The organism is Rhizobium skierniewicense (genome assembly GCF_014196515.1).
Lineage (GTDB): Bacteria > Pseudomonadota > Alphaproteobacteria > Rhizobiales > Rhizobiaceae > Agrobacterium > Agrobacterium skierniewicense.
Genome location: NZ_JACIDV010000006.1, coordinates 243,626 through 256,370 on the forward strand (window position 1 = coordinate 243,626; position 12,745 = coordinate 256,370).

Here is a 12,745-nt window from a genome sequence, read left to right on the forward strand (position 1 = left end):
CCCCGGTCTCCGGGGCTTTTTCATGTCCGCCTGCGCGACATGATCGCAAAAATGACGTAGCTGGCCACGGCACTCAATTCCATCAACGGAATGATCGTGCCGAAACTCGTCAGCGGTGACCCGAGCACGGATGCTGCGACACCGGCTGTAAAACCCGCACTCATCTGGATAAACCCCATCATCGCCGAAGCGGAGCCTGCGATGTGCGGAAAAGGCGCCATACCCATGGTGATGATATGCGGCGTCAGCAGCGCAAGGCCAAAAGTCGCCACCGCAACAGGCCCCATGATGGAGAGGAAAGAAGGCGCCAGCATCTGCACGGACAGAAAGATCAACACCCCACCCGTTGCCGACAGGCAAAGACCTGCCACCGCAGATCGACGATCGCCTATTCTGCGCGACATGAACCGCAGGGCGATAGAACCCAGAAAGTAAGCGCCTGACTGCATCAGCATTCCCACGCCAAAGGCTGTCGGCGACAAGCCAACATCGTTGATCAGTACGAAGGGCAGCATGGTCGATTGTGCATAGAGCGCGCCGACAGTGCCGCCCAGCACCAGTGCCGACAACAGGAATCGCGGTGACACCAGAAGCTCGCCATAGGCGCTGAACAGACGGCTTGGACGAAGGCGACTGGAGTCCGGTACCGTCGTTTCGCGAAGATAAAAACCAATGGCCGTAATCGAAATCAGTCCGAAAGCCAGCATCAGGACGAAGACCGATTGCCACCCGAAGGCCAGCAGAGACAGGCCTCCTATGGTTGGCCCCGCCGCCGGGCCAACCGCCAGCATGATGCCGATGAGGTTCAGGATGCCGATGGCCTGATGGCCACTGAACTGGTCGCGCACAACCGCCCGCGCAACGGTAACGCCAACTGACGCACCTATACCCTGAATAAGACGAGCAGCCAGCAGCACCTCCACACTGGGTGCGAAAGCGGCCAGCGTTCCGCCCGCCAGATAGATCAGCAAAAACAGGATCGTCGCCTTGCGCCGCCCAAAGGCATCCGACATGGCACCCGAGACCAGCTGCGCCAGGGCGAAGCCCCCGAAATAGAGTGTAAGGCTCATCTTGATGGCGGATTCCGACGTCGCGAAAGCTCTGACGAGTTCTGGCATGGCTGGCGTATAGATCGCCATCGATACGGGACCGAGCGAGGTCAGCATCGCCCCGAGAACCGCGGTGCGCCGCACGCTCATGGGCGTTGTGGGATGTTTCATGCAGAATTCTGCTTGTTCTTGTCGCTCACCGCTATCTGCAGGTTGTTCTGCAGGATCGCCAGAAGATCGTGAAACTGTGAAAAATCACTCTCGCTGAAATCAGCCGTCGCCAGACTGATCAGACTGTCCACTTCTTGGCGCACGGCCACCAGCAACTGCGCCGATGTGTCGGTGAGATAAATGCATTTGGAGCGGCGATCATCCGGATTGGGGCGGCGCTCAACAAGGTCGAGCGATTCCAGCCTGTCGAGATAGGTGCAGACCGTCATGGGTTCGAGCCCGATGCGGTTTGCAATATCGGCCTGTTTACTCCCATCGATGGCGGCAACCGTCAGCAACGCGCGCGCTTCTCCCGGTGTCAGTCCAAGCCCGGCCTCAGCGATGCGCCGCTCGAAGGCACTGTTGAGAAAACGTACACTGCTGTTCAAAAGGAATGCCAGCGACTGTTTTTCGAGTGAAGTGTTCATGGCACGCCTGCTTCGTAAGCCTCTCTTATAAAAAACTTCGCCGCACGATGGCAAGACGCACTGTTTACGCGCAGCTTTCGTGAGGCGGATAGCGTCCTTGCCATGCATGCGATTACGTGACGACATATTGAAACCCGACCTCAGCCATGCCCATATGCAGACAAATCGCATCTGCATGAGGACGAACCAATGACTTCAACCGCCGCGCACTATCCTGCCCTTACGGAATGGAACGGAAAAAACGGTTTGCCTCGGTTCGATGCTGTCAAAGACGAGGATTTTGCCGGTGCTTTCGATGAAGCCCTCGCCATCCACGATACCGAGATTGACGAGATCGCGGGCAACCCTGATGCCCCGAACTTCGCCAACACCATCATTGCTCTGGAAACCGCCGGGGAAGCGTTGTCACGGGTCTCGGCACTGTTCTGGAACAAGGCCGGTGCTCATACCAATCCTGCCATTCAGGCACTGGAGCGCGACATCGCGCCAAAAATGTCGCGGCATTACTCTCGGATCAGCATGAACGAAGCGCTTTTTGCGCGCATCGATGCGCTGTGGGAGAAACGCGAGACCCTTGGCCTGACAGGTGAGGAGACGCGCGTCTTGGAGCGGCACTGGAAGGGCTTTGTCCGTTCGGGTGCGAAGCTGGCGAAAGACCATCAGGAACGCCTTGCCGCCATCAACGAAGAGCTTGCTGGCCTCGGTGCAAAGTTCGGGCAGAATGTTCTGGCCGACGAAAAAAGCTGGAAGCTGCTTCTGTCTACGGAAGAAGAACTTGCAGGCCTTCCCGGTTTCCTGCGCGACGCAATGGAAAGTGCTGCGCGCGAGCAGGGCGAAGACGACAAATTCGCCGTTACCCTGTCGCGCTCGATCATCGAACCTTTCCTGACATTTTCCGAGCGTCGCGACCTGCGCGAACAGGCGTTTCACGCGTGGGTCGCGCGTGGAGAAAATGGCGGCGACACAGACAATCGCGAGACCGTAAAGCGCACGCTCGAACTGCGCGATGAAAAGGCAAAGCTTCTGGGCTACGCAAATTTTGCCGCCTATAAACTTGATAACACCATGGCAAAAACGCCGGATGCCGTAAACGCGCTGTTGATCCGGGTCTGGGAAAAAGCGGTCGAGCGCGCCGCAGAGGAAGAGGCAGAACTGGCCACCGTCATCAGCGACGAAGGCAAGAACCATGACGTCATGCCGTGGGACTGGCGTCACTATGCCGAGAAACTCCGGGCGAAAAAGTTCAATTTCTCGGAAGCTGAACTCAAGCCCTATCTGCAACTGGAAAAAATCATCGAAGCCTGCTTCGATGTCGCTCAGAGACTTTTCGGCATCCGCGCCATCGAGTCGAAGGACGTGACCGCCTACCACCCGGATGTCCGCACTTTTGAAATTCGCGATGAGCAGGGTGCTCTCGTCGCGATGTTCCTCGCCGATTTCTTCGCCCGTCCGTCAAAGCGATCAGGCGCATGGATGAGCGCTTTTCAGTCGCAGCACAAACTGCCCCTGAAGAACGGTATGACAGGTGAGTTACCGATCATCTACAACGTCTGCAACTTCGCAAAGCCGTCACAGGGAAAACCGGCGCTGCTGTCGCTCGATGATGCCCGAACCCTGTTCCATGAATTCGGCCACGCCTTGCATGGCATGCTATCCAATGTCACCTATCCCTCCGTTTCAGGAACGGGCGTCTCGCGTGATTTCGTGGAACTGCCGTCGCAGCTTTACGAACATTGGCTGACCGTCCCGGAAATCCTTGAAAAATATGCTCTTCACTATGAGACCGGCACACCAATGCCGAAGGCGCTGCTGGACAAGGTTCTGGCAGCACAGACATTCAACGCAGGTTTCAATACGGTCGAGTTTACCTCCTCGGCGCTGGTGGACATGGCGTTCCACACACGAGGCGCGGTCGCAGACCCGATGGCGGTGCAGGCCGAGGTTCTGGCATCGCTTGGCATGCCGAAATCCATGGTCATGCGCCACGCCACGCCGCACTTCCAGCATGTCTTTTCCGGTGACGGTTATTCGGCGGGCTACTATTCCTACATGTGGTCGGAGGTTCTCGACGCCGATGCTTTCGAAGCCTTCGAGGAAACCGGTGATTCTTTCGACGCCGACATGGCCCGCAAGCTGAAAGACAACATCTACTCCGTCGGCGGCTCCATCGACGCCGAAGAAACCTACAAGGCGTTTCGCGGCAAGATGCCAAGCCCGGATGCGATGTTGAAAAAGCGTGGTTTGGTTTCGGGCTGAGCTTGGCGACAGCCACCCGAAAACTGTCACAAAACTCTGCTATCGCGTTTCTGCAAGGGGCTTATGTCTTAGGCCCCCTTTCGCATTTGTAAAAAAAAGGTTATAGGGCCGCCAGACTAAATTGGCGCATCTAAGATATGACGCCCCAACTTCAGAGATATTGAACAATGGCAATTCGCAACATCGCGATTATCGCGCACGTTGACCATGGCAAAACGACGCTCGTTGACGAGCTTCTGAAACAGTCCGGTTCGTTCCGCGAAAACCAGCGCGTTGCAGAGCGCGTCATGGACAGTAACGACCTCGAAAAAGAACGCGGCATCACCATTCTCGCCAAGGCAACGTCTGTCGAGTGGAAAGGCGTTCGCATCAACATCGTTGACACTCCCGGCCACGCCGACTTTGGCGGCGAAGTCGAGCGTATCCTGTCGATGGTGGATGGCGCGATCGTTCTGGTCGACTCGTCTGAAGGCCCGATGCCACAGACCAAGTTCGTCGTATCAAAGGCTCTCAAGGTCGGTCTTCGCCCAATCGTTGCGATCAACAAAATCGACCGTCCCGATGGCCGCCACGAAGAAGTCATCAACGAAGTGTTCGACCTTTTCGCGAACCTCGATGCCACTGACGAACAGCTCGATTTCCCGATCCTTTACGGCTCCGGTCGCGATGGCTGGATGAATGTCAACCCGGAAGGTCCGAAGGACGAAGGTCTTGCACCGCTGCTCGATCTCGTGCTCAAGCACGTTCCTGAGCCAACGGTTGAAGAAGGTCCGTTCCGTCTGATCGGCACGATCCTTGAAGCCAACCCCTTCCTCGGTCGCATCATCACCGGTCGTATCGCCTCCGGTTCGATCAAGCCGAACCAGGCCGTCAAGGTGCTGGGCCAGGATGGCAAGACCATCGAAACCGGCCGTATTTCCAAGATCCTCGCGTTCCGCGGTATCGAGCGCACCGCGATCGATGAAGCCCATGCGGGTGACATCGTCGCCATCGCTGGTCTTTCCAAAGGCACCGTTGCCGACACCTTCTGTGACCCCTCCGTCACCGAAGCCATGACCGCACAGCCGATCGACCCGCCAACGGTTACGATGTCCTTCATCGTTAACGACTCACCGCTTGCCGGTACCGAAGGCGATAAGGTCACATCGCGCGTTATCCGCGATCGTCTGTACAAGGAAGCCGAAGGCAACGTTGCACTGAAGATCGAAGAAGCCGAAGGCAAGGACTCGTTTTTCGTATCAGGCCGTGGCGAATTGCAGCTGGCCGTTCTGATCGAGACCATGCGTCGCGAAGGCTTCGAGCTTGCCGTTTCGCGTCCTCGCGTCGTCATGCAGAAGGATGAAAACGGCCAGACCATCGAGCCGATCGAAGAAGTCGTCATCGACGTCGATGAAGAACATTCCGGTATCGTTGTTCAGAAGATGTCCGAGCGCAAGGCAGAAATGACCGAGCTTCGCCCATCCGGTGGCAACCGCGTTCGTCTGAAGTTCCTGGCTCCAACGCGTGGCCTCATCGGCTACCAGTCCGAACTGCTGACGGACACACGCGGCACAGCGATCATGAACCGTCTGTTCCACTCCTACCAGCCGTTCAAGGGTGCCATCGCTGGTCGCGTCCAGGGCGTTCTGCTGTCGAATGGTTCCGGTGAAGCGGTTGCTTACGCCATGTTCAACCTGGAAGATCGCGGCCCGATGATGATTGAGCCCGGCGAAAAGGTTTACGCTGGCATGATCATCGGCATTCATACCCGTGACAACGACCTTGAAGTCAACGTCCTCAAGGGCAAGCAGCTCACCAACATCCGCGCCGCCGGCAAGGATGAAGCCGTGAAGCTGACACCGCCGATCCGCATGACGCTCGACCGCGCCCTGTCCTGGATCCAGGACGACGAGTTGATGGAAGTGACGCCAAAGTCCATCCGTCTGCGGAAGATGTTCCTGGACGCCAACGACCGCAAGCGCTTCGACAAGGCAAAGCTTGCTGGCTGATTGCCAGCATAGTTTCAAACTCGAAGAGCCCGGCCATCGCGCCGGGTTTTTTGTTGTCCGGCCTCTTCTATAATTGCCGGACATTTATTCGCGGGACTGAGTCGGACAGCACTTGCCTCAAGGGTAAATATAGCGTTAATTTTTCGCTATCATCCACATGAATAGGCTGTGGGTAAGCTCAAAGCCGTTAACCTTTATGGCTGGTAAGTTTTCCGCGCCGGGATCAGAATCGCGTTATGAAAACGTTATCCATAGACATTCGCCGAGCAGAGCCGGACGATGCGCGCGCCATTTCCGACGCGCATAGATCCTCCTGGCAGCAGGCCTATGGGGGTCTTATTCCCCATAAACCGCTGCGGCAAATGCTGGATCGTCGCAATGAAATATGGTGGCGCAAGGCGGCGCGCGGTTCGGCCACGATGCTGGTGGTGGAGATAGCAGGCGTCATCGCGGGTTATGCGACACTCGGCCTCAACCGCGCCCGCGGTCTGCCTTATGACGGCGAAATCTACGAGATCTATCTGCGCCCGGAATATCAGGGCATGGGCCTCGGCTCTGTTTTATTTACCGAAGCGCGGCGTCTGCTCAAGTCTCTGGGCTGCAACGGCGCCGTCGTTTGGTGCCTGGAAGACAGCGCTGTCGCCACTCATTTCTTCCGTTCTCACGGGGGCAAGGACGTGGCAGAGGGCATGGAGGACTTCGCGGGCGTGCAACTGCGCAAACTCGGTTTCGCCTGGCTCTGACACCACGCGTTCCGTCCCCTACATGAGCGTACCACCTTCGCACGGAGTGGCCTTCAAATCGTACCGATTTTGCTCTAATGCAACCAAGAGCAATGTACTGACCTGCATAATTTCGGAGTGAGAGATGGAAAAATTCACAAAACTGACGGGTGTTGCCGCCCCTATGCCGGTCGTCAACATCGACACGGACATGATCATTCCGAAGGACTATCTCAAAACCATCAAGCGCACCGGTCTCGGCAAAGGTCTGTTTGCGGAAGCCCGTTACCTGGAGGACGGTTCAGACAATCCCGATTTCGTGCTGAACAAACCTGCCTATCGCAACGCCCAAATTCTTGTCGCGGGTGACAATTTCGGCTGCGGTTCCTCGCGAGAACATGCGCCTTGGGCTTTGCTGGATTTCGGCATTCGCTGCGTGATCTCCACCAGCTTTGCTGATATTTTCTACAGCAACTGTTTCAAGAATGGCATCTTGCCCATCGTCGTCAGCCCTGAGAACCTGGAAAAGCTGATGGACGACGCGTCACGCGGCTCTAATGCCGTCGTCACTGTCGATCTTGAAAACCTCGAAATCAGCGGCCCGGACGGTGGCACGATCAAGTTCGAATTGGATGAATTCAAACGCCACTGCATGCTGAACGGTCTCGATGACATAGGCCTGACGCTAGAACATGCCGGTGCGATCGATACGTTCGAAAAGACCAACGCCTCCTCGCGGCCCTGGGCATAGGCGCTTTCGCACGCATTCCAGGCCATCTGGTCTGCAACCCGTACCAAATCGGCGCCAGCCTTCCTTGAAATAGGCAATCTCCACCGCTAAGAAGCCCGCACCCCGCAACGTTACGCTGCGGGGTCACGATTTTTGACGCGCCCGCCGTTTGAAAACCATCCATGGTTTTGCTGCGTGGCCAAGGAGGATTATCATGACAGTGCGCACGCTTTTCCTGCTGCCCGGTGACGGCATCGGCCCTGAAGCCATGGCGGAAGTCCGCAAGCTGATCGATTATCTCAACAGCGAAAAATCTGCTGGCTTCCAAACCGAAGAAGGCCTTGTCGGCGGCAGTGCCTATGACGCGCACGGCGTGGCGATTTCCGACGCAGACATGGAGAAGGCGCTGGCCGCAGACGCCATTCTGTTCGGCGCAGTCGGTGGTCCCAAGTGGGATGGCGTACCGTACGAGGTAAGGCCAGAATCCGGCCTCTTGCGCCTGCGCAAGGACTTGGAGCTGTTCGCCAATCTGCGCCCGGCGATCTGCTACCCAGCTCTTGCTGCAGCATCGTCGCTAAAGCAGGAACTGGTCGAGGGCCTCGATATCCTCATCGTTCGTGAATTGACGGGTGGCGTTTATTTCGGCGAGCCGAAGCAGATCATCGACTTGGGCAACGGCCAGAAACGCGGCATCGACACGCAGATTTATGACACGTTTGAAATCGAACGCATTGCCAGTGTCGCATTCGAGCTGGCCCGCACCCGTGGCAACCGCGTTTGCTCCATGGAAAAGCGTAACGTCATGAAATCCGGTGTGTTGTGGAATCAGGTCGTCACAGAAACCCACGCTGCGAAATACAAAGACGTGCAGCTTGAGCACATGCTGGCCGACGCGGGTGGCATGCAACTGGTGCGCAAGCCAAAGCAGTTCGATGTCATCGTCACCGACAACCTGTTTGGCGATATGTTGTCCGATGTTGCGGCCATGTTGACCGGCTCTCTCGGCATGCTACCGTCCGCCTCGCTCGGCGCCCCCGACGCCAAGACCGGCAAGCGCAAGGCCATGTATGAGCCCGTGCATGGCTCTGCGCCTGATATCGCAGGCCAGGGCATCGCCAACCCCATCGCCATGATCGCGTCCTTCGCCATGTGCCTGCGCTATTCGTTCAACATGGTGGATGAGGCCACCAAGCTGGAAACGGCCATCGCCAACGTTCTGGACAAGGGCATCCGTACCGCCGATATCGTGTCGGATGGCAGCCGTCAGGTCAGCACGTCCGAGATGGGGGATGCGGTTCTGGAAGAGTTCAAGGCGCTTTTTGCGTAAGCGCTGTTGGCTGGGCAGGGGGCATCGCGCCTTGCCCAGCATTATCGTTCGATAAGAGGTGCTCATATCGCTTGTCCGTCAGCGTTTTTAGAAATGCCACGATAGCATCCACCCGCTTGTCATCCAGAGCAGGTGCCGCCGTCAGCTCCGTTATGGCGATATTTTCGGGCACCTCGGGTGCTTCCCACGCCTGACCCGTTTCCGGGTTAATCTGACGGCTGGGCTTCTTGCTTTTGTATTTCACGTAGAACAGCACGACCGTGCGCAGATCCTTGAACACGCCATTGTGCATGTAGGGGCCGGTTACGGCCACATTGCGCAGGGTCGGCACCTTGAATTTGCCACGCTGGGCCGGATCACCCGCCACGGCAGGGTTTTGGGCGAGACCCAGATCCACCGCGTCGGGCCTGGAGCCATTCGCCGCTCGTACCGCCTTGTTGGCGGGAACGCCGATATTGAAATATTTATGGTTGGTGAAGACACCATCGGACAGACCGTTTGCGCCCTTGATCTCATGGCATGTGTTACAGTTTGTGAACTGGCTGGATGACATCAAGACGCGGCCCAGCTCTTCCTGATCGGTCAGCTTTTCCTCACCACGCAAAAAGCGGTCATATCTGGAATCAAACGCAGAGAACGTATCGGAACGCTCGTAGGCGGCCAGCGCCTTGGCCATCGCCGCAAAGGCAGCATCATCGCTGGTGAAGACATCGCCACCAAACTGCGTGCCGAAAGCGGTGACGTAATCCGGGTTTTCCTTCAGCCGCTTTATGAGCGTGAGCTTGTCCGGCATGCCCATTTCAAACGGGTTCAATGGCGGGCCGCCTGCCTGATCTTCCAGCGTGGATGCGCGCCCATCCCAGAACTGACCGCCGACATATTCACCGGCAGCATTCTTGCCGAAGGTTGGAGAGAATTTCGCGTAAGCCGCCGTTGGCACGTTGCGGTCGCCCAAGGACGTGCCGTCATCACCCAGCGAAACATCATGCCCGACCTTGTCGGTCTCGCGCCCATCGGTAAAGCCCAAAGCCTCCATGTGGCAGGTGGAGCAGGACATGGTGCGGTTTTTGGACAGGTTGGGGTCAACGAACAGCGCCGCGCCCAGTTTTTCCCGCGTCGATAAATCGTCTCCGCCATGCGCAGGATCAACCCTCCCTATGCCGGACAGCAGCAAGGTGAGAATGCACAAAGCAAGAATGGAATTCAGATGCCTGATCATGGCTGAGGCCGGATGTCGTGGAACTGGGATGCTCTATAGCACCTCGTTACGGCAAAGCACAAAAACTTTCTGTGCTCGCTCCACTTTCCCGCAGCAGAGTGCCTCAGTCGATCTGGAAGTAGTTCTCGAAGGATTCCGGAAAGTTCTGCCGTGCCACCCGCTCGTCAATGATGAGCATGGATTCGTAGGACAGAGGGTCAAAATTCTTGTCCGCAGGCAGCACCTCGCGCCCGAAAAGCAGGCTGAGACGGGCCGCATCGAGGTTTCCTCGCTCGAACGGCTCGTTGCCGAACTGATGCCACAGCGCATGCATGAAGGCCGCGTCCACCTTGTGCTCGGCCGAGTCGTTGCGGGCACGTCGCGGAATGAATTTAACAGGTGTCACGCCGCGCGGATTGGCGCGGCGTATGGTGAACTGAATGCCCGTGCTCGGCATGCCGGATGGAAAGCCGCGGTGTTTCGTCATTTCAGGCAGCTTTGCCATCGTCTGTTCCTTATGCTTTGCCGATCTTGTCCTGTGTCTTCGTATCGAAGTCGGACGCATCGTGGCGTTCGTGCAATTGTTCCGAAGGGTCGCCATTCATCCTGTTGACCATGCGACCGCGCTTCACCGCCGGACGTTCCGCGATCTCGTTTGCCCAGCGCTGAAGATTCTTATAGCTCTTCACGTCCAGAAAGACATCCGCCTTTGGATAGGACTGCCCACGCGCCAGATTTCCGTACCAAGGCCAAACGGCGATATCGGCAATCGAATATTCCGAACCGGCGAAATACTGGTTCTCTGCCAGATGACGGTCCAGCACGTCAAGCTGTCGCTTGGCTTCCATCGCAAAACGGTCGATCGCATATTTGATATGCACTGGTGCATAAGCGTAGAAGTGCCCGAAACCGCCGCCCAGATAGGGGCCGGATGCCATTTGCCAGAACAGCCAATTGATCGCCTCGGTGCGGCCCTTGTGATCTGTCGGCAGAAACGCACCGAACTTTTCCGCGAGATAAAGCAGGATCGATCCGCTTTCGAACACACGTGTTGGCTCAGGCGTGGAACGATCCACCAGGGCCGGGATTTTCGAATTGGGATTGGCCTTGACGAAATCGGAGCCGAACTGGTCGCCATCGCCGATCTTGATCAGCCAGGCATCATATTCCGCGCCCGTGTGGCCTGCTGCCAGCAACTCCTCCAGCATGATACCGACCTTCTGGCCGTTTGGCGTCGCCAGCGAATAGAGCTGCAGCGGATGTCTGCCCACAGGCAACGCCTTGTCATGTGTCGGACCGGCGATGGGGCGGTTGATATTGGCGAACTGACCGCCATTGCCCTTTTCCCATTCCCAGACTTCCGGTGGTTCATAACCAGCGGGAAAGTTATTTTCGGGGGATTTCTCGGTCATGAAAATTTGTCCTTGTTCAACGGGTCGAGCCTAAGGGTTCAGCACTCACACGACAATATAGGAAGACGGCGGAATTCCTCCACCACCATATCGATGAGAAAAACTTAACCTTTGGCAATCGCGTGAAAAAACGTACCGGTCACCAACCCGCGTCTGCTCCCGGATGGCCCAATCACTTTGCCCTGCCCGTCTGCAATCTCTGCAAAGGCTTCGTCATGCCCCGGATCGATCACGCGTGCGTAATGAAATTCGTGACCACGCAACACCTCACCGGCACGCCCAAGGACGCCATCATTGGCAATCATTGCCTGCCGATAGCCGAGGTTCATCTTGCGGCTGGCAAAGCTGGTGGCGTGGGACAGAAGCCCCGTCATGCTATGCCTGATGCCCTCCGCATCTTCCAACGCCGCGCCCAGAACCATGTAGCCACCGCACTCACCGTGAACCGGCTTTGTCTGCGAAAACCGGGCTAGCCCCGCTTTGAAAGCATTGGCGGCGGCAAGCCGTCCCGCAAAAAGCTCTGGATATCCCCCCGGCAGCCAGCAGACATCGCAGGATGCGTCTGGTGCTTCATCCGCCAAGGGTGAAAACGGCAACATTTCTGCACCCGCTTGCCGCCAAAGACGCTGAAGATGCGGATAAAGAAAGGTGAAAGCCGCATCCTGCGCCAAGGCGATGCGCTGGCCGGGTGGATCAATCGCCGCATCAACCGATCCCTGCGGCACATCCACAGGGCGCGCCAGCGCCAGGAGAGCATCGAGGTCGACCGCGTTTTCCATGGCGTCGGCAAGACGTTCGATATGGGCGTCTATCTCCGGGTGTTCGCTGGCCTGCACCAGCCCCAGATGCCGCTCTGGTAACACCAGCGACGGATCACGCATCACACAACCGGCAACCGGCAGGCCGATCTTTTCGATGGCATTAGAACAAAGCGTGCGATGTCTTTCGCTGCCCACACGGTTCAGTATCACTGCGGCCATTTCGACAGCCGGATCGTAATGGGCAAAACCATGTGCCACGGCTGCCGCTGTCTGCGACTGGCCGGAAATATCCAGCACCAGCAAACAGGGAATACCGAACAGACGTGCCAGATCAGCCGCAGAGCCGGTTCGGTTGTCTGGCACCACGATACCATCAAACAGGCCCATGGCGCTTTCGATCAATACCAGCTCGGCGTCCTCAGCCTGCTGTGCAAACAGGTGTCGCAGCAAATCCGGCTGCATCGCCCAGCTATCGAGATTAAGTCCCGGCGTTCCGGCAGCAAAGGCATGGAAACCGGGATCGATATAGTCAGGCCCGGTCTTGATGCCCCGCACTTTGACCCCACGCCGTGCGAAAGCGCGCAACAGACCGATTGTGACGCTGGTCTTGCCGGAGCCGGACCGGGGCGCACCAATGATGAGCGCTCGCGCCGTCATGGCTTAG

11 protein-coding genes are annotated in these 12,745 nt (G+C 57.4%); 5 read left to right on the forward strand and 6 right to left on the reverse strand.

What is annotated here, in order from left to right; genetic code table 11:
• Positions 1-20 precede the first annotated feature (20 nt).
• Positions 21-1,199 carry a multidrug effflux MFS transporter gene (locus GGQ73_RS11785; RefSeq protein WP_183896584.1) on the reverse strand — a complete coding sequence of 393 codons (1,179 nt, stop codon included), beginning with the start codon at positions 1,197-1,199 and terminating at the stop codon, positions 21-23.
• 17 nt (positions 1,200-1,216) lie between these two features.
• The gene (locus tag GGQ73_RS11790; protein WP_183896440.1) at positions 1,217-1,687 is read right to left on the reverse strand and encodes a MarR family winged helix-turn-helix transcriptional regulator; all 471 of its coding nucleotides are present in this window, start codon (positions 1,685-1,687) and stop codon (positions 1,217-1,219) included.
• 189 nt (positions 1,688-1,876) lie between these two features.
• Between GGQ73_RS11790 and GGQ73_RS11795 the strand changes: the two genes are divergently transcribed.
• From GGQ73_RS11795 to leuB, 5 genes are all read left to right on the forward strand, one after another.
• Positions 1,877-3,943, forward strand: coding sequence for a M3 family metallopeptidase (locus GGQ73_RS11795; RefSeq protein WP_183896442.1), 2,067 nt, complete (start codon positions 1,877-1,879; stop codon positions 3,941-3,943).
• A 167-nt stretch (positions 3,944-4,110) separates the two neighbouring features.
• Positions 4,111-5,931: a translational GTPase TypA gene (gene typA, locus GGQ73_RS11800; RefSeq protein ID WP_174154357.1), complete on the forward strand. Its 1,821-nt coding sequence runs from the start codon at positions 4,111-4,113 to the stop codon at positions 5,929-5,931.
• A 236-nt stretch (positions 5,932-6,167) separates the two neighbouring features.
• Positions 6,168-6,674 carry a GNAT family N-acetyltransferase gene (locus tag GGQ73_RS11805; RefSeq protein ID WP_183896444.1) on the forward strand — a complete coding sequence of 169 codons (507 nt, stop codon included), beginning with the start codon at positions 6,168-6,170 and terminating at the stop codon, positions 6,672-6,674.
• A gap of 124 nt (positions 6,675-6,798) precedes the next feature.
• Positions 6,799-7,404 carry a 3-isopropylmalate dehydratase small subunit gene (leuD, locus tag GGQ73_RS11810; protein WP_183896446.1) on the forward strand — a complete coding sequence of 202 codons (606 nt, stop codon included), beginning with the start codon at positions 6,799-6,801 and terminating at the stop codon, positions 7,402-7,404.
• A gap of 193 nt (positions 7,405-7,597) precedes the next feature.
• Entirely contained in the window at positions 7,598-8,710 is a 1,113-nt protein-coding gene (leuB, locus tag GGQ73_RS11815; protein ID WP_174154360.1) for a 3-isopropylmalate dehydrogenase, read from the forward strand.
• Here leuB and GGQ73_RS11820 read toward each other — a convergent pair.
• From GGQ73_RS11820 to GGQ73_RS11835, 4 genes are all read right to left on the reverse strand, one after another.
• The gene (locus GGQ73_RS11820) at positions 8,691-9,929 is read right to left on the reverse strand and encodes a cytochrome-c peroxidase (protein ID WP_183896448.1); all 1,239 of its coding nucleotides are present in this window, start codon (positions 9,927-9,929) and stop codon (positions 8,691-8,693) included. The two genes, leuB and GGQ73_RS11820, sit on opposite strands and share 20 nt — an antisense overlap.
• Before the next feature lie 103 nt (positions 9,930-10,032).
• On the reverse strand, positions 10,033-10,413 hold the full coding sequence (locus tag GGQ73_RS11825; RefSeq protein WP_183896450.1) for a hypothetical protein: 381 nt from the start codon (positions 10,411-10,413) through the stop codon (positions 10,033-10,035).
• A gap of 10 nt (positions 10,414-10,423) precedes the next feature.
• Entirely contained in the window at positions 10,424-11,320 is an 897-nt protein-coding gene (yghU, locus tag GGQ73_RS11830) for a glutathione-dependent disulfide-bond oxidoreductase (protein WP_183896452.1), read from the reverse strand.
• Between the two features lie 104 nt (positions 11,321-11,424).
• Complete coding sequence (locus tag GGQ73_RS11835) at positions 11,425-12,738, reverse strand: cobyrinate a,c-diamide synthase (RefSeq protein ID WP_183896454.1); 1,314 nt, start codon at positions 12,736-12,738, stop codon at positions 11,425-11,427.
• Positions 12,739-12,745 lie beyond the last annotated feature (7 nt).